The sequence below is a fragment of the Alicyclobacillus dauci genome, assembly GCF_026651605.1.
GTDB classification, from domain to species: domain Bacteria; phylum Bacillota; class Bacilli; order Alicyclobacillales; family Alicyclobacillaceae; genus Alicyclobacillus; species Alicyclobacillus dauci.
This window is the reverse complement of sequence record NZ_CP104064.1, coordinates 1,671,015-1,687,994: the sequence shown is the minus strand read 5'-3', so window position 1 is coordinate 1,687,994 and position 16,980 is coordinate 1,671,015. Positions and strand designations below refer to the sequence as shown.

Below are 16,980 nucleotides of genomic sequence, written 5' to 3'. Positions count from 1 at the left end.
CATCGTCCCTTCAAAGATAACCGTTCACTTCATTTATAAATCCGAATGGTGCTGTTGTCTTTTTGTCTCCTCTTATTCTTTCATTGTAATCGTTACCGACGTTCGGGCAAACTCGACATGTTTCGTAAACAAAATCGGGACCAGGTTGACGACGCCTGGCAAGGCTGGACCGGTCCCGCGTTAAACGTTTGTATTTCGCTGTGCTTTCCACTCGTTGAGATCGAAAGACTAGGCGTCATGATCAAGCAGCGGGATCGATTGACTCGTTTCAAAACCCGCTAGCACGGCACCTGCCTTGCGACGTTTACGCGCGAGAAACACAGCAAACCCCACCGTATGAATGGCCAGCTGCTCCAACATCGGAACGCTCAAAAGCGACCTTGCGGGCTTCGGATTCATTTCAATCATCGATACTTTTCCGTTCTCTTCAACTGCCATATCAAATCCGACGAGTCCTACAGTAGGGTACCGATTCGACAATTGCTTCGCAATGTCTTTTGATTTTTGGTCCAGGAGCGCGACGGGAATTTCCTTGTTCTCCGTTCTCGCAGCCGCAACAAGAGCTTCCAAGTCGATCCGCTGACCACCTGCGATGATATTCGTCACGACCCCATCCGCAGCGGCCATCTTCGGCACGATCCCCACGAGCTGCCAGTCTCCTCGGACATCACGATGAACGACAACGCGAAAGTCGACTTTTCGATTGCCCACCGTCATCAGTCGCAAACCTCTTTGTAACAAGTGTGGCCTACGAATTTTTCCCTCTGACCACTTGGCGAGTTCCGCATCCCCCATTGTTACACGCATGCGCGCCGTCTTCGCAGACGTCCGGTCGACACCAACACGATATCGCCCGTCGCCGAGTCGCTCAACGCGATTGACGTCCATGCCACCGTATCCCCCGACCGGTTTGACGAACGCGATCCCCCACTGACCTAAGCGACGTCTCAACTGACTCGGACTGCGAAGTCGTTCCGTTTCCGGGGAGTAACTCATCATGCCGGATTGTTTTAACAGTTCAACCATCCGCCATTTTCCCGGTAAGACTGGATTGAACAACGGAATCCGCCGCTTCTGAGCTTCCTGTCGCAGTGACGCAGTATACCCTTTGATGGCAAGGTGAACAAAGACGTTTTCATAAATGACATCCGGTAGTGGAACCGTGCGTTTGACCCAATTCTGACGTGGATGATCCAGGCTTTCCGGAAGCCACGCCTCAACACGACCGCGAGACCAGTCAACACGATGCGGATGAAACAAATACACCATCGCGTTGTAACGCTTCCTAGCCACTTCAGCTAAGCGAACATACTGCATCGCCGGTCTTTTCCATTTTCCTTGTTTCGTCTGCTTCAGCTTCGGAACAACGGTTGTTGCTACGCCGATGTACGTGGACGGAGTTTCCACTCATGATCACCTCGATGCACAGCCCAGCACAGTATATGTGAATCATCGCTGGCGTCGACTGTGCATTCGTCTAGACGGGAAGTGTGTACCTGTAGGAAAAGCTTGTTGGACCGTGTTGACAGCTAAAGACTCAATTTGTTTAGAGATCTGGTCCAAGGGGTCCCCAAAGAGGGGAATAAATCTGAGTTGTTCACGGAGGATCCGAGAGGTCAAAAACCAGTAAAAAAGAGGGCGGTTGCGACCGCCCGCCCATCACGCTGTGTATTCAACGGTTACTTTTGTGTGAATGCCGCCGCGAATGGTGAAATCACCAATGACTTTTGCCTTTCTTGGCTGACTTGCCACAACAAAGTCATTGAGAATTCGATTTACGCAATCCTCGTGGTAGTTTGCTTCATTCCGAAAGCTCCACAGGTACATCTTCAGCGACTTTAACTCGACCAACTTTTCTGCCGGTTGATACTCAATGTAAATGGTCGCGAAGTCAGGTTGGCCCGTCATCGGACACAGCGTGGTAAATTCTGCGCAATCCATTTCCACTGTGTAGACGCGGTTTGGATGCGGATTGGGTACCGTAACGAGCTCTTTGCTCGGTTGAGATAACATCGCTCACTCACCTCTATGATGAAAACTAGTGCTTCCCATATAATCGTAGGGTTCACCCGTACCAATATACCGACCTGAGCGAGTTGGTGCAATGGAGGTGTGTGTCATGTGGCAAAATGACTAGGTGGACAAACTCTACATATGAGATTTTCCAAGTCGCTTTGAAAGGAAGAACCAAGTGGTATTACCTGACGCATTTGTTAAACAAATGGCCCCATTGCTCGGCAGCGAGTGGGCCGACTTTGCAGCCGCTATGTCGGAAGCGCCCACACGTGGTGTTCGCGTACAACGATACTCAGTTAGACAGGGAGCCACGGACGGGGACAGTGTTCCGCAGGCAATCCTGCAACACCTCGAGTCACCTATCCTCTGGATGCCCTTTGGTTATTACATAAACGAACGGGCCCCCCTCGGCCGAACAGTATTCCACGAGGCTGGTGCGCTCTACATCCAAGAACCGTCAGCCATGGCTATTGCGCGGGCAATCGATCCGAAACCAGGGGAGCGCATCCTCGATTTGTGTGCGGCCCCTGGCGGAAAAACAACGGCCATCGCAGCCCTCTTACAGAATCAGGGACAACTGGTGGCGAATGAAATTCACCCCACACGCGTTCGAATACTCGCCGAGAATCTAGAGCGTATGGGAGCCGCTGCGGCCGTGGTCAACCACTCGCCGGATGAACTCGCCGCTGTCTGGCCGGAGAAATTTGACGCCATTCTTGTCGACGCCCCTTGTTCGGGTGAAGGAATGTTTCGCAAGGACCCTGCAGCGGCGCAGGAGTGGACAGCGGAGTCGCCCGACATCTGCTCGCGGAGGCAGCAAGATATTCTCCGATCCGCCGTGAAGATGCTCCGCCCAGGCGGCCGACTCATATACTCCACCTGTACTTTCAATCCTCAGGAAAACGAACGAATTGTCGCCTGGTTGGAAGATGACCTGCATCTGACGGTGGAAGAACTTCCCCTCTGGCCCGGATGGTCACCTGGTGAACCGAACTTTGCTTTTGGCCGCGAATCCCTTGCGAAAGCAAGGCGCCTTTGGCCTCACCGAGCAAGAGGCGAAGGCCATTTTGTTGCACGGCTCAGAAAGCGTGCTGAACACGGAACGGCTGACGATGCTGAACGCGGCAAAGACAAACAGCGAAAACACAGTTGGTCTCAGGCATGGGAGAGTTGGCTTGCTGAACATATGGTCGAATACCCGTCAAGCTGGCTCGTGCCTCGAGAGCACAAAGGTGTCTTGTTCAGCGACGAAGTGACGGGGTTGCCAACAAGGGGATTGCGCATGCTGCGATCCGGCACGCCGCTCGCGAGCCTGGCGAAAGATCGCATTGAACCGCTGCACGGCATTGCACTCCGGTGCGCACCGAAGGACTTTCGATTTGTCGTGGAAGTCGACGAAGAGACGGCCATCGCCTACATGCGTGGCGAAGCGCTCGCAAACGACGGGGGGCATAAGGGTCACACCGTGATCGTCCACCAAGGCCTGGTCCTGGGCTGGGTGAAGGCCATACCTGGGCGACTCAATAATTTGTACCCGAAAGGATGGCGTAAAAACAATCTCGTGAAATTATCAACTGAATAGGCGCATGCCCAGCACGACTTCCGCCATTTTGCATTTGGTGAACACGACGATATCTTGTGGGAGGTAAATACAATGTCAAACGCCTGGAAAGTAACTGTGTTCGGAGCGGGTGGAACAGGCGGTGCGATCGCAGACCTTTTGACACAAAAGCAGTATGGTGAAGTCGTGCTCATCGATGTACAAAAGGACATGGCTGAAGGAAAAGCCATGGACATCGAACAGTCGGGTGCGCTGATGGGAAGCGATACAAAGGTCGTTGGCGGGATCGATCCAATCTTGTCGAAGGACTCCAACGTCGTGATCATCACGGCGGGCATTGGTCGGAAACCGGGACTTCGACGAGAAGACTTAATTGCGACCAACGCAAGGGTGATGAAGGAAATCAGCCAGTCCATTCGCATGCTGTCGCCGGACGCCTTCGTCATTGTCTTGACGAATCCAGCCGACATTTTGACACGAGTGGTGCGGCATGCCACGGGCTTCCCCTCAGAACGCGTCATGGGCCAAGGCGGTATTCTGGATTCGGCGCGACTTGCCCACTGGCTTGCCAAGCTTGCAAATGTGAGCCAGCAGCACGTTCGAGCCATGGTCCTGGGTGGGCACGGAGATCACATGGTTCCGGTTCGACGGTTTGCATCCATTTACGGTATTCCGGCAACGGACGTTCTGACTGAGAACGCGTGGCAGACAGCCGTTGAGCACACGCGCTTCGGCGGTGGGGAAATTCTTGCCAAGTTCAAGACGCACGGCGCCGCCATCACACCTGCACACGCCGTGCTCGCCATGGTTGAGGCACTCCGTTCTCAAGTCGCCCATGTTCTCCCGGTATCCGTGCAAAGTCACGGCGTATACGGTCTCCCCAAAGACGTGTACATCGGACTTCCAGCGAAAGTGTCAGAGCTCGGCGTGGAACAGATCCTCGAGGCACCCCTGTCTGCGGACGAATTTGATAGGCTTCACGCCTCTGCAGATAGTATGGAAAAAACATATCAAGAGTGGAAGAGCAGTCAATCGGCGTAATCGTAAAATCCCGAACCGGACTTTCGCCCCAATCTTCCCGCACGGACCATTTGCCGCAAGAGCAACGGTGGGCGGTACTTCGTATCGCCCGTCTCCGCCAGCAGTGTTTGCGCCGTGTCGAGCAACGTGTCCAACCCCACCATGTCCGCCAGAGCGAGAGGCCCGATGGGATGATTCGCACCAAGCTTCATACCCGTGTCGATGGCTTCGGCCGTTGCCAATCCCTCCTGCAAAACGAAAATGGCTTCGTTGATCATGGGAACAAGAATCCGATTCACGACAAATAAGGGCGACTCAGCGGCCTCAATGGTCGTCTTCCCCATCCGATCACAAATGGACTTTGCTACATCCATCGCCGTCTCACTCGTTTCACTCCCTCGGACCAACTCGACCAATTGCATGACCGGAACCGGATGAAAAAAGTGCATACCCAAGAATGATTCTGGTCGATCCGTCACACTGGCCATAGCCGTAATGGACAACCCAGACGTGTTCGACGCAAAGATGGTTCTCGCAGGGCAAATGCGACTCAACTCGCGGAATACTTGTTCTTTCGTCGCTAACTTCTCCGGCACTGCCTCAATGACCATATCCACTTCGGCAAAGTCCGACAAACGAGAACAGGCTCGAATACGACGGAGCACTCGTTCGCTATCGTCCTGCGAAATTCGTGCCTTGCGAGTATCTGAAGCTAAACGTTGACCAATTCTCATCAGCGCATCATCGACAACAGACGGTTGAACGTCAAACAGGTAGACATCGAAACCACCTTGCGCAGCAACTTGAGCAATCCCACGACCGGTCAATCCGGCACCTACAACACCGATGGTTGCAACGTCCATTGGACACCCCTCCTGCCGTCTATTATGGCACAAACAAGCCCTCTGTCGGAAAATTTTTCTGCTCCGCGTATCACACAATCATTTGTTTGACAGATTAAATATGTTAATATTGAAATCAAATTTATTAAGGGGTGACCTAAGTGATTCGCAGAATGCCATTCCGGTGCCCAGCGTGTGATTCGGCAATGCAAGTGACAGAACTGTCGTGCCCTTCCTGCGAGACAAAAGTTCAAGGAACATTCGCGGTTAGCCCCGTTCTCCAATTACCACCGGAACAGTTGACGTTTGTGGAAGTGTTCCTTCGCTGCCGCGGCAATATTCGGGAAGTCGAACGTGAACTGGGCATCTCCTATCCAACAGTTCGTGCCCGTTTAGACGAGGTGATCGAGAGCCTGGGCTATCAGCCTCCCCTCGAGCCAGAGAACACCCTGAACCAGTTGGATACCATCAAACAATTCGAAGATGGAGCGCTCAGTTTCGAAGAGACATTAGACAAATTGAGAAAGGGATGAGTGATGATGCAAGAACGACTGAAGATTCTTGAATTGCTTGCAGAAGGAAAACTGACGGCAGAACAGGCAGACTTGCTCCTCGAAGCACTGGAGGAAAAATCACAACCCAAAGGAGATGGGAAGGCAGCTTGGGACCGTGCCGCCGCGGAACTGAAGTCGTTTGGCGCACAGTTATCCAGCGTGCTGACCCAAAGTGTGTCCGAGATCAGACGAGGGCTGGAAACGAACTTGACCAACTTATCTTTCGGTGACACCCTCGCAGTCACCTATGAACACGAGTTTGCAAACGATGTAGAGCGGATTCGCATCGAGTCTGCCAACGGGCGGATTCGCGTCGAACAGTGGTCACAGCCATACATTCGCATGTACGTTCAAGCGGACGTCCGGACGGATGAACAAGACAAAGCAAAGGAAATCCTCGAGCAAGCCGTGCAGACCACGGTCATCGGGAACGATGCAAGTGTTCGGTTGCTCAACCGATGGGATGGCGCAAAGATCTACGGTGGGCGGATCGACTTATATGTGCCAGAGGGATTGGATCGCTTGGCTCTTCACACGAAGAACGGAGCCATTTTTATCGATCACGTCAATGCAAACAACATCTTACTGGAAACCATCAACGGGCAGATTCACGTACACCACGTGAACGCGCAAAGCCTGCGCACCACGACGCAAAATGGCGGCATTCAGCTTCACCACGCTATCCAGGCAAACTCACAGGAAATTTACGCCGAATCGAAGAACGGCGCCATTGCTCTACGGGGACTGCCATCCGACGTACTCCTGCGTGGGCAAGCCAAGTCCCTCATGGGCATTGTCCAAGTGTCGAACCCTGCGTATGAAGTTCACTATGAGCAGGATCGAAAAAATATTTGTACGTTCGAGTCTGATCCTCAGACGGAGTCAGAGGCATCACCAATTTCCGTATATTTGGAAAGCAAAAACGGAAAAATTAGCGTGCAGTGACAAACCAAGTGATTAGCCTGCGAGGAGGCTGACTGTGCGCGACAGTAACCTGTACTTTGCCCTTGCCATTCTGTTTGCAATGTATTTAACCTGGCGTATTCTGGCATCTGTGCGAAAAACGATGAAAGCCGCCGTCCGCACGGACGAAACGGAAGAATGATGAAGGAAAAATGCGCGGCGCATGAGGGACTCGAAGACCCTAATCTTCATGAGGTGAACCTAAGCCTCGTGCGCCGTCCGTCCTTTGTGGCCCGAGCGTGTCCCGGGCGACGATTTCCCGGGCACCGGTCACTTCAAGAACGGTACCGTTCACTTCCTGACTGTTCTCGTGACAAAACCAGGCGACTGCGCGTGCGACATCTTCCCCGACAACTGGGCGCAGCCCCTCTGCCGTCAACTCTCCTGCCACATCGTCAAACATTCGCATTTTATCCAGACCCCGAATATCTCCGGGGCAGACCATATTGGCGGTAATCCCGTACGTTCGCTCTTCCCGGGCGATGGAACGTGTGAGTGCTGCCAACCCCGCCTTAGCCGCCGCGTACGCTGCACGATAGCGCCATCCCCGCGCTTCCCCGGCGCCGTCGTAGCCAACCGTGACGAGTCGGCCAAAGCGGCGTGATCGCATGTCGTGAATCACGGCCCGATACAGCCAGAAAAAGTTTGTCAGATTGCCGTGCATCATCCGCTGCCACATGTCCTCGTCATAGTCGGCGAGCGGTTTACGTTCAAAGACGAATGGCCCGAAATTGTGAACGAGCGCATCGATGGTCGAAAATTTTGATTTTGCTGCGTCCACAGCATCAGCGACGGACGCACGGTCAAACAAGTCACAGTGAATTGGCAGAGCTTGCTGTCCCTTGCCGTGCACTTCGGAGGCGAGTTCCTCTGCTTCCTGCTCGCTTTGTCCGTATGTAAATGCAACATCGAAACCTGCCGAAGCTAAGGTGAGAACCATCGCGTGTCCGAGACCTTTTCCTGCCGATGTGACAAAGGCCACGCGCGGAGTCATAGCTTGTCCTCCTTTTCGGTGAGTAGTGTTTTAGAGGTTGTCCGACCGCGCCCACGTAAAGGGACGGTCGGACACGTTGTTAAGAAGACAAACCTGGCCGAGCGGCCAGGTCGACGTCTTACCACCAGTATGGTCCATACCACCAAGGAGCAAGTGCCAATGCAACTGCAAACGGAATGAAAAAGAGCGGCCAAAACACTTCTTGCGCATCAAGCTTATCGGAACCGGCCTCGGACAATGGTTGAACGGACGCCTGTTCGGACGTGCTGACGAGCGCGCCGCCTCTTCCGCGGTAAAGTCGCAGGTACATGCCGTTATCGTCTACATGATGCAAAATCCCCCGGTGAATTCCGTACCTCGAGTGAACAATCACTGGTCGCCCCATGTGCTGGTGAGCCAGAGCACGAATATTCGCCACGTCGATCCCCCCTCGCGCGTTTGCTATACTCTACGGCGCTTGGTTACTTATCGCGTGGACGAATGTGGATATAGGAAGAAACTAGGCTGTCAGCTCAACGATCTCGACCGACTTGATATGAACTGGGTTCACAGGCGTACTGGCTTCACCGGACGGACCGCGCTCAACTGGCTCGCTCGCGATTGCAAGCACGTTGTCCATCCCTGCAGTAACGCGTCCAAAGACAGTGTAATTCGGTGCGTGGTTCAAATTTTTGCTCATTTCACCCGTGCAGACAAAAAATTGCGATCCGTTCGTGTTCGGCCCCGCATTCGCCATTGCCACAATGCCCGGTCCATACGGATAGGCAGGCGGCAGCTCATCGCGGAAACGATATCCCGGACCACCACGGCCTGTGCCTGTTGGATCGCCACCTTGAATGACGAACTCTTTGATCACCCGGTGAAAGATCACATCGTCAAAAAATCCGTCTCGTGCGAGGAAGACAAAGCTGTTGACCGTTATGGGTGCTTCTTTTGCCAACAGTTCGATTGTGAAGTCGCCTTTATCGGTGTGAACAATTGCTTCATAGCGTGCGCCTTCTTGTAGCTGCATTTCTGGTACTTGATCGTACTGCTTGTAGTCTGCCATCGATACACCTCGTTTGTGGCTGGACAGGTCCGGCCCTAGTGCCCCTAGCTTACCACAGCAGCTTTTGCGGACAAAAGTTTTCCAAGTGTACCCGTCAAAGTCCACTTGCCGTTTGCAGGATATATTTCGCAACCAGTAAAATGGACCATGGAGGTGTACAAACAGTGGAATATCGCAGACTGGGAAAAAGCGGACTCAAGGTATCTGAAATTGCACTGGGCAGTTGGCTTACATATGGCACAGTGACGGAAAAGGAACAAGCCATCAACTGTGTCAAACAAGCATACGATCTCGGCATCAACCACTTTGACTGCGCAAACGTGTACGGCTCGACGCCGCATGCGGCGGAAGAAGTGATGCGTGAGGCTTTGCAGCCGTATGATCGCGACAGCTACATCATCACCACCAAAGCATATTGGCCGGTTGGCAAGGGGCCAAACGACAAAGGGCTCAGCCGGAAACATATCATGGCTCAGGCTGAGAAGAGTTTAAAAGCGCTCGGTGTTGACTATGTCGACATCTTCTATTTCCATCGCTATGATACAGAGACAGACTTGGAAGAGAGCCTCCGAGCAATTGACGACCTCATTTCACAAGGGAAAGTCCTGTATGCTGGACTGAGTGAATGGCCGGCGGATCGAATTGCTGCAGGGGTACAACTGCAAAAGGAACTCGGCCTGCACAAATTCGCTGCAAGCCAACCGGTTTACAACATGTTCGAACGCTATATTGAAAAGGCCGTCGTGCCCATCTGTGAGGACGCAGGCATTGGTCAAGTTGTCTTCTCACCGCTTGCACAAGGTGTCCTGACGGGCAAATACCGCCGGGGTCAAGCCGCTCCAGAAGGCTCGCGCGCGGCGACGCCGAAAGTAAACATGTTCCTCAAAGACGCGTTGACGGATGAAGTGTACGACAAAGTCGAGAAGTTGACCGCCATCGCCGAGAAAGCCGAGCTTTCTTTGGCACAATTGGCGATCGCCTGGATCCTGCGGTTGCCGAACGTTGCAAGCGCACTCGTCGGCGCCAGCAAGCCGGAGCAAGTCGTTCAAAATGCCAAAGCTTCGGGCGTGAAGCTGAGCGATGACATCCTCGCAGAAATCGAGTCGGTTCTGGCGTAAAACAAGCAAAACGGTAGAAGCAGACGAGGCGTCGGTTCTCCGGCGCCTCTTTTTTAACATGGATGCCTGCGTGATTCGGCAACGACTCGCAGTGTCACGTTGCCCTATGATACGGGGCTTAAGTAAAGGGGGATCAAGTTGACGCACGTCTCAACTTATGATGAGGCACTGGAAACCGTGATCGCGCTGGCCGCACCCTGTGCAGTGACCGACGTCGACGTGTGGGCGTCCCTAGATAGACATGCCCGCATCGCGGAGGCCGTCCGCACCGGCATTGACCTACCTCCGTTCCATCGCTCGATGATGGATGGTTATGCCGTTCACCAGGCGGATTTAGACACACAAGCACCGCTCGCTATCGTCGATGATATCCGTGCTGGCGAATCACCACGTTGTGACCTCTCACCAGGCAAAGTGGCGAAAGTTCGAACAGGAGCGCCTGTACCAAACGGGGCTGCCGCAGTTGTCCGTCAGGAATGGGTCGATGTCATCGACGACAAGGCCATTCGCATTGTCCGGCCTGTACGGGACGGGGAATCCATCCAACCAGCAGGCGAGGATGCAAAGGCGGGGCACGTGATTCTCGAACCTGGTTCCGTTCTCGACCCTCAAACGCAAACCATTTTGCGTGCTGCGGGGATCGGACAAGTTCGTGTGTACAAGCCCTGCCGAGTGGCTATTATCGCCACAGGTAGCGAACTGGTCTCAAGCGTAAATACGCCCCTGCAACGCGGTCAAATTTACGCGGCGAGCGACGCCTTTTTGGCGGGCGCAGTCAGAGACGCTGGGGCAACTGTGACGGATATCGCCTTCATTCAGGACGACCTGAGAAGCATTGAACAAGCCATCACAGCGCACCTAGGAGCCGTAGACTATATCCTCCTCACGGGCGGAGCGTCGGTAGGGGATACAGACTTCGTCAAGGCGGCTGTCCGTAACATCGCAGGCGTCGACCAGCTACCCGTCGAGCGAGTCTGGATGCGTCCAGGTTCGCCGTTCATCGCAGCGCGGGCTCATGGGACAACGATTTTCGGCATGTCGGGAAATCCGGCCGCGTGCTTTGTTCAGTTTCACGTTCTTGCGCTCCATGCAATTCGACGGACCCTTGGTCATCCATCGGACACGTTCCCGCTGTCAGCCATATTGAGCCGCGATCTCGCCATTAAACCCGTCAAGCACGTCCGGTTCCACCGCGGCCGCGCGAGATTAGATGGAACAACGCTCGTCGTTGAACCGCAGTTGAACCAGTCGTCAGGTATTCTGTCGGGACTGTCGTCCGTCAACGCCATCATCCGTCTGGACCAGAGCACATACCAGAAAGGCGAAACCGTTCCACTGCTGTTCACTCGCAACCCGCTTGTCGACTAGCGCTGTGCACGCAGACTCCTGTTCATGCGTGCCCGCTGGTAGACGCCCCAACGGTATTGAATCCTTCTGTAGGCCGAGAGATTCGCCTTGTTCCTAGCAAACAAGGCGTGACTTGGCAGCGTATTCTGCTCGATCAGCCAGATTCGACCATTGCGATCGACAGCCACATCGAAGCCAAGTTCCCGATAAAGCTGATAGCTGTCGAAGTGTTTCGCCCAGTACAGTCCCAGTTGTTGTAACTTGGTGATGGTCTGCGAAACGCGATCGTTTGACCAATGCAACGCCTCCTTCAACGCCTTGTCCACGTCCATGACGCGGCCCCGGCTTAGAGCCGTATTGGTGACGATGCTGTTGCCACCGGCAATTTTCGCCAGCATCCCAGAGAACAGCCACTTTCCCCCAGGCTTCTCTCTCTGCATCATGACGCGAATATCCAGTGGCCGCCCACCCACCGTCGCCATATGAATCCCTTGCTGAACGATATACATTTTGCCTTGGCGAAGCGTGTCAATATACCGCATGGCCTGCTCTTTGTTCGCGAACGTGTGTTGACGTTCAATAGTCTTTTTCACCACGATCCGGTTCTGACCATCGAGCCAAACTTTCATAATTCCTTTCCCCATGCTTCCGGCCACCGGTTTCACATAGACCATTCGAAATTTACTCAACATTTCCGCGAAGTTCTCGTGCGTGTACTTTCGCGTAACAGGTAAATACTTTGCGATTTGGGGATCCTTGTGAAAAAACTGGTACAACAGCCACTTCCCCATTTCCGGTCGTCGCTCGCCCACGTCGATCTCTCCCTTCAACCGTCAGATCAACGTACTTTATGACCAGCGTCGCACAAGGGACAGAGGCGTCCGTCCAAACGCAGCGCATGGTGTAAAAAAATAGTCACGCGGACGCATATGCCCATCCAATTTGCAAAGCCCTTGAATTATATGACTAGTGTGTCTTTGTCCGGGAGGGAGTTAGGTGAAAGCACATCAGTTAGTGGTCATTTTCAACGTAAAAGTGACGGGGAGTGCTGAGATCGTTGTCACAGCGGGAAGCACAACTGATCCGCAAGTCAATATCGCCAACCTGCTGGGATTTACGATTGGAAATGCGTTGAAACGAATGTTCGCAAGGGGATATCGTTTGACTTTCGTCACTGATAAATTTTTTGTGTGCACTAAGAACCTTCAATGTCCAGTCAAACATGGGAATCAAAGGCCCACAATCGTCTTGCATAGGGAAAACGGTTTAACCCTTTTCCACCCGCGGAAATCCGCCCGGAAAGCAGGTTGAAAAAGGATATCAGCTCGGCGTACTTCGAACTGCCATCCAACCTCACTCTCGGGCTCCGTGTGGCTACGTGACGTCAGTCGTCAATTTCAACATAGTCCTGTACCACGTGCGTATAGTCATATCCGTGTGTGCAATGTTCGCAATGGACACGTACGACCTGTTCACCGGCGGGAATGGTCACAACATTGGTGTGTTCACATTTTGGGCATACGGATTCGATTTCCCAGTGTTTTTTGACACTCATACAATCACCCCGTTGTTCAAAGTTGTTCACCAGGATTTGGTCCTAATGGTCCGCGAGCGAACTCCCTGTACCTTAAATTGTATGGATCATTCCTTGAAAATTGATTGAATCGATGGGGCATAGGTTTGTACGAGGGGCTTCTTGTGTGTGGCGGGTGACTTCGCAAAGTTCGACGTCTGGGATGTACAACGGTCCCATATGCCCTTCTTCGCTGCGTGTTCTTGTTCGCAACGAAGCTAAGACACCAGGAGACCGTAGTTCCCCATTTCCAACCGTGCGTCTCCCCGAAAACGTCTGATAGGGGCCTCGCGTTCCCCTAACCCGCTCCGGTGATGGAGTCCTGTTCAATAAGGGCCTGGGGTTACGCTGTTCTCAACATCTCACATAAAGACTTGGCGTCGTATGGTATAATTACCCTATGAATCGAAAAGAACACATCAACAAACTAAGACATATGATGACGTATGCCAGGTGGGTGATCGTGGGCATTCTGCTGGCGGTTTTAGTCATTGAAATAATCGGCTTTATTGTAAAATGGAGTCCGCTAGTTCTTCACCCAGAAACGATATTTCACTCATATCATGATTTGACGGATGATATTTTTTCAATCCTTGTGACCTACGAAATCTTCGACTTATTGTACACCCTTTCTCCGACCCGACTCATGGATGTTGTGCTGTTGACGATAGCGCGGAAAGTTGTGTTAGCTCCGAATGAAACTGGTGTCATTCAGGCCATCATTGCATTTTCCGTATTGCTTGTCATTCGCTTGGCGTGGGACAAGTTTAGTAGGCAACGAAACGACAGCTAAGATGATGGTTCGCTTAGCATCGTAGTCTCGGGTACGTGCGAGTTGTGTGCAGTGGGTAGGACAATTTCTATGCATGTCCCCGTGGTCGGCGAGCTGCTCACTCTAATTTCTCCATTGTGATCTTTCACGATATTGTAGCTGACCATGAGCCCAAGCCCCGTGCCCTTTTCTTTCGTCGTGTAAAACGGTTCTCCCAGTCGGTTCAACCACTCTTGCCTGATCCCAGGACCCTCGTCTTGAATCCGGACGACGACAGTGTCCTCAGTGTTCTCGACAGACACATATACATTGCCACCGTTTGGCATCGACTCGATGGCATTCTTGAGGACATTGATAAACACTTGTTTCAATTGATTCGCTGCGGCGAATACAAATGGTGTTTGTAGGGTCATGATGGTTTGAATTTGTACCTGTTGCAAAATTGCCTGGGGACCGAGGAGGGTAACGACGTCGGTTAGTATGGAGATGAGGTTGTGTCTCTCGTGTTTGACAGCCTCCGGTTGGCTAACAGAAGAAACTCGTTAACGATTGCTTCCACCCTGGCAAGTTCAGATAAGACAAGTTCCGTGTAGGACGTTTGACGATCCGACGGCGTCCGCAACAATTGTGTAAACCCTTTAATCGCTGCAAGTGGATTGCGAATTTCGTGAGCGATCCCTGCCGCGAGTTGTCCTGCCAACGTAAGCTTCTCGCGACGTCTATTTTCCTCCTCTTCCTTCATGCGACTCGTCAAGTCCCTCGCCACGACGACGACAGCGACCACTTCACCCCGCTCATCGAACACCAAACTTCCGTGTGTCTCGACCATGATGGGCGATCCGTCCTTGTGTCTCACATGAAAGTGCAGTGGATAGTGGTGGCTTTTCCCGTTCAGCATACGGAAAAAGGACTGGATAACCCTTGGCCTCTCTTCCGGTACCACCAACTCCGAAGACGGAATACCTTCCAGTTCCGTCGGGTCATAGCCGAGGACCTCTAAATGTGAAGGCGAAGCGTACCGGATAGTCGCATCAGGAGCTAAAATTCGTATCAAGTCCGCCGAAGATTCAGCGATTAAGCGATACATTTGTTCGCTCTTACGCAGATCCTGTTCGGCCAATTTTTGCTGCGTAATGTCGACACAAGAGGCAACAACCTCACACACTCTGCCGTGACGAAAGATGGGGCAAAGTGAAGCAATATACCAGACGCCGTTTAATTGTCCTTCGTATACGACTTCTTCGCCCTGCCACGCTCGTTCATAAAACGATTCCTTCCCTGCAACATCCTCACTGTCGTGCAGAAAGTCTGCAAGCGTCTTGCCAACGATGTCATTCGTCATAAGGCCAAACTTCCTTACCAATTTCCCCTCACAAAGGGTATGAATGAAACGTCCGTTCTGCTTCGCGAACTTGAAGGTCATTCCCTGCTGTTTCCGCAGCGCTTCGCTCCAGTCGTGATTCATCAGTTGAATATCTTTAGACAGTCTCCGATTGAGGGTATAAAGCCGGATTCCCATAATGAGGGTTATGATACACAGTAACAATCCAAGTACTGACAAAACGAACGACACCATGCCCTATACTCCCTTACACAGAGTGATTTTCTGTTCGCAAGCAAGATGCACAGTTCATATTCTCTCCATCGCGAATCACATCTACTTTGAAAGATATGCGGAGTCTGGCGCCAAAGCAAGTACGAGTTTGATTTGACATATTAGGCCCTCGCCAGACCTCACGCATGGCGGAACACATTTTTCGGAACAATATAAGATAAAATTGGTTCTCGAAAATTGTCTAAGGAGTGCATTGGTACATGGTGTTCGTCTACGGATTCATCATTCCACTCTTTATTGCCGCCCTTATAGTGATGTTCGTGCGCTTGCAACGAGGTAAGAGCAGATAGGCGGTTTCATTTACATAAACGAACCGGGCAAACGTGCGTGTCGCTTCTTTACAATCTGACTATTCTGTATCAAGGACAGGGGATAGCATGTTATTTACAAGATGCGGGACTTCAGTCACAGTGCTATCTCCTGTCCCTATTGCTGTGAGATATTCGTAATTTCAATCGAATAATTTGTACCCTGACACAAGGACACCGACCATGCGTCGTCTCAAGATAACCGCTAAGAAATAAACGAAGATGCGAAGCTTTTATGCACCTTTTATGCACACCTGGTCATAAGCGTGTATAATCGCTATGTACGAATACTACATCCATAGGTCGACGGAAATACGCCAGGGGTGAATCTCATGAAAGTTCGTAAGGCGGTCATCCCGGCTGCCGGGTTTGGTACGCGCATGCTGCCAGCCACGAAAGCTGTTCCGAAGGAAATGCTGCCCATCTTAAACAAGCCCTGCATTCAATACATTGTCGAAGAGGCTGTGTATGCAGGGATCGAAGAAATTTTAATTATTACGGGACGAGCTAAAAAGGCAATTGAAGATCACTTTGATCGCTCACCAGAGCTTGAATTGCACCTTGAGCAAAGTCGGAAAGCGAACATGTTAACGGAAGTCAAAGCCATTTCCGACTTGGTAGACATCCATTACACGCGCCAAAAGACGCCGCTTGGACTGGGACATGCAATACTCTGTGCAAAGTCGTTTGTGGGCCAAGAGCCTTTTGCTGTACTTCTCGGAGATGACATTATTCAGTCAAGTGCACCTGTTACAAGACAGTTAATGCAAAACTACAGCGACGACGGTCGAGCGCTCCTTGGGATTCAGCCGGTACCGAGCCAAGATGTCTCCAAATATGGAATCATCGAGCCGGACAAAGCTACGGTGACTGAAGGGGATGTCATTCCGGTACACCGTGTCATCGAAAAACCGAATGAATCACAAGCGCCTTCCAATCTAGCAGTCCTTGGCCGCTATATCCTACCCTCCTCTATTTTTGATGCGTTGGAGGAGACACCTATTGGACATGGCGGAGAACTTCAATTAACGGATGCAATTCAACAGTTGGCAGCGAATCATCTCGTCGACGCCTACCAGTTTGAAGGCGTCCGACATGACATCGGCAACTTGGAAGGTTGGTTGAAAGCAAACTTGTCTTTCGGTCTTGCAGAACCTCGACTGGCCAGTTCCATTCGGTCATGGCTGTCCGACGAGCACATCCGCAGTCAATTGGCCGCGTTATAATGCCTGAACGAGTTAGCCAAGCA

The 16,980-nt window shown here is 52.2% G+C and carries 19 protein-coding genes and 1 pseudogene; 10 read left to right on the top strand and 10 right to left on the bottom strand.

Going from position 1 to position 16,980, the window contains the following annotated elements; genetic code table 11:
* Window positions 1-228: 228 nt before the first annotated feature.
* Window positions 229-1,407: a YheC/YheD family endospore coat-associated protein gene (locus tag NZD86_RS08390; RefSeq protein ID WP_268046062.1), complete on the bottom strand. Its 1,179-nt coding sequence runs from the start codon at window positions 1,405-1,407 to the stop codon at window positions 229-231.
* A 261-nt stretch (window positions 1,408-1,668) separates the two neighbouring features.
* Window positions 1,669-2,013 (bottom strand): annotated as a pseudogene (queF, locus tag NZD86_RS08385) (preQ(1) synthase); the annotation flags it as partial.
* Between the two features lie 178 nt (window positions 2,014-2,191).
* Here queF and NZD86_RS08380 point away from each other — a divergent pair.
* Window positions 2,192-3,598 carry an NOL1/NOP2/sun family putative RNA methylase gene (locus NZD86_RS08380; RefSeq protein ID WP_268046060.1) on the top strand — a complete coding sequence of 469 codons (1,407 nt, stop codon included), beginning with the start codon at window positions 2,192-2,194 and terminating at the stop codon, window positions 3,596-3,598.
* A gap of 72 nt (window positions 3,599-3,670) precedes the next feature.
* On the top strand, window positions 3,671-4,618 hold the full coding sequence (locus NZD86_RS08375; protein ID WP_268046059.1) for a malate dehydrogenase: 948 nt from the start codon (window positions 3,671-3,673) through the stop codon (window positions 4,616-4,618).
* On the opposite strand, the gene NZD86_RS08370 is transcribed toward NZD86_RS08375, so the two are convergent.
* Window positions 4,606-5,460 (bottom strand): 3-hydroxyacyl-CoA dehydrogenase family protein, encoded by an 855-nt coding sequence (locus NZD86_RS08370; RefSeq protein WP_268046058.1) that lies wholly within the window; start codon window positions 5,458-5,460, stop codon window positions 4,606-4,608. The two genes, NZD86_RS08375 and NZD86_RS08370, sit on opposite strands and share 13 nt — an antisense overlap.
* A gap of 140 nt (window positions 5,461-5,600) precedes the next feature.
* Between NZD86_RS08370 and NZD86_RS08365 the strand changes: the two genes are divergently transcribed.
* The 3 genes from NZD86_RS08365 to NZD86_RS08355 are packed head-to-tail and all read left to right on the top strand — an operon-like array spanning window position 5,601 to window position 7,098.
* On the top strand, window positions 5,601-5,972 hold the full coding sequence (locus tag NZD86_RS08365; protein WP_268046057.1) for a DUF2089 domain-containing protein: 372 nt from the start codon (window positions 5,601-5,603) through the stop codon (window positions 5,970-5,972).
* Between the two features lie 6 nt (window positions 5,973-5,978).
* Entirely contained in the window at window positions 5,979-6,938 is a 960-nt protein-coding gene (locus tag NZD86_RS08360) for an SHOCT-like domain-containing protein (protein ID WP_268046056.1), read from the top strand.
* Between the two features lie 34 nt (window positions 6,939-6,972).
* Window positions 6,973-7,098 (top strand): hypothetical protein, encoded by a 126-nt coding sequence (locus tag NZD86_RS08355; protein WP_268046055.1) that lies wholly within the window; start codon window positions 6,973-6,975, stop codon window positions 7,096-7,098.
* A gap of 39 nt (window positions 7,099-7,137) precedes the next feature.
* Here the strand turns inward: NZD86_RS08355 and NZD86_RS08350 are convergent, their stop codons facing one another.
* From NZD86_RS08350 to NZD86_RS08340, 3 genes are all read right to left on the bottom strand, one after another.
* Complete coding sequence (locus NZD86_RS08350) at window positions 7,138-7,950, bottom strand: SDR family NAD(P)-dependent oxidoreductase (protein WP_268046054.1); 813 nt, start codon at window positions 7,948-7,950, stop codon at window positions 7,138-7,140.
* A gap of 118 nt (window positions 7,951-8,068) precedes the next feature.
* A complete protein-coding gene (locus NZD86_RS08345) occupies window positions 8,069-8,368 on the bottom strand; it encodes a hypothetical protein (protein WP_268046053.1) in 300 nt (99 codons plus the stop codon).
* Between the two features lie 81 nt (window positions 8,369-8,449).
* A complete protein-coding gene (locus tag NZD86_RS08340; RefSeq protein ID WP_268046052.1) occupies window positions 8,450-8,998 on the bottom strand; it encodes a peptidylprolyl isomerase in 549 nt (182 codons plus the stop codon).
* A 164-nt stretch (window positions 8,999-9,162) separates the two neighbouring features.
* Here NZD86_RS08340 and NZD86_RS08335 point away from each other — a divergent pair, with 164 nt between their 5' ends.
* Window positions 9,163-10,116, top strand: a complete 954-nt coding sequence (locus tag NZD86_RS08335; RefSeq protein ID WP_268046051.1) for an aldo/keto reductase family protein — start codon at window positions 9,163-9,165, stop codon at window positions 10,114-10,116.
* Window positions 10,117-10,254: 138 nt separating this feature from the next.
* Window positions 10,255-11,484, top strand: a complete 1,230-nt coding sequence (locus NZD86_RS08330) for a molybdopterin molybdotransferase MoeA (protein WP_268046050.1) — start codon at window positions 10,255-10,257, stop codon at window positions 11,482-11,484.
* On the opposite strand, the gene NZD86_RS08325 is transcribed toward NZD86_RS08330, so the two are convergent.
* Window positions 11,481-12,275 (bottom strand): YheC/YheD family protein, encoded by a 795-nt coding sequence (locus tag NZD86_RS08325; RefSeq protein ID WP_268046049.1) that lies wholly within the window; start codon window positions 12,273-12,275, stop codon window positions 11,481-11,483. The genes NZD86_RS08330 and NZD86_RS08325 overlap by 4 nt on opposite strands.
* Window positions 12,276-12,459: 184 nt before the next feature.
* Between NZD86_RS08325 and NZD86_RS08320 the strand changes: the two genes are divergently transcribed.
* Entirely contained in the window at window positions 12,460-12,774 is a 315-nt protein-coding gene (locus NZD86_RS08320; RefSeq protein WP_268046048.1) for a hypothetical protein, read from the top strand.
* Between the two features lie 73 nt (window positions 12,775-12,847).
* On the opposite strand, the gene NZD86_RS08315 is transcribed toward NZD86_RS08320, so the two are convergent.
* Entirely contained in the window at window positions 12,848-13,018 is a 171-nt protein-coding gene (locus NZD86_RS08315) for a hypothetical protein (RefSeq protein WP_268046047.1), read from the bottom strand.
* 418 nt (window positions 13,019-13,436) lie between these two features.
* On the opposite strand from NZD86_RS08315, the gene NZD86_RS08310 reads away from it, so the two are divergent.
* Window positions 13,437-13,829 carry a hypothetical protein gene (locus NZD86_RS08310; RefSeq protein WP_268046046.1) on the top strand — a complete coding sequence of 131 codons (393 nt, stop codon included), beginning with the start codon at window positions 13,437-13,439 and terminating at the stop codon, window positions 13,827-13,829.
* Here the strand turns inward: NZD86_RS08310 and NZD86_RS08305 are convergent.
* Together NZD86_RS08305 and NZD86_RS08300 are read right to left on the bottom strand one after the other, a co-directional pair.
* The gene (locus tag NZD86_RS08305) at window positions 13,826-14,248 is read right to left on the bottom strand and encodes an ATP-binding protein (protein WP_268046045.1); all 423 of its coding nucleotides are present in this window, start codon (window positions 14,246-14,248) and stop codon (window positions 13,826-13,828) included. The two genes, NZD86_RS08310 and NZD86_RS08305, sit on opposite strands and share 4 nt — an antisense overlap.
* 35 nt (window positions 14,249-14,283) lie before the next feature.
* Window positions 14,284-15,384, bottom strand: coding sequence for a PAS domain S-box protein (locus tag NZD86_RS08300; protein ID WP_268046044.1), 1,101 nt, complete (start codon window positions 15,382-15,384; stop codon window positions 14,284-14,286).
* Between the two features lie 679 nt (window positions 15,385-16,063).
* Between NZD86_RS08300 and galU the strand changes: the two genes are divergently transcribed.
* Complete coding sequence (galU, locus tag NZD86_RS08295; protein WP_268046043.1) at window positions 16,064-16,957, top strand: UTP--glucose-1-phosphate uridylyltransferase GalU; 894 nt, start codon at window positions 16,064-16,066, stop codon at window positions 16,955-16,957.
* Window positions 16,958-16,980: the final 23 nt, after the last annotated feature.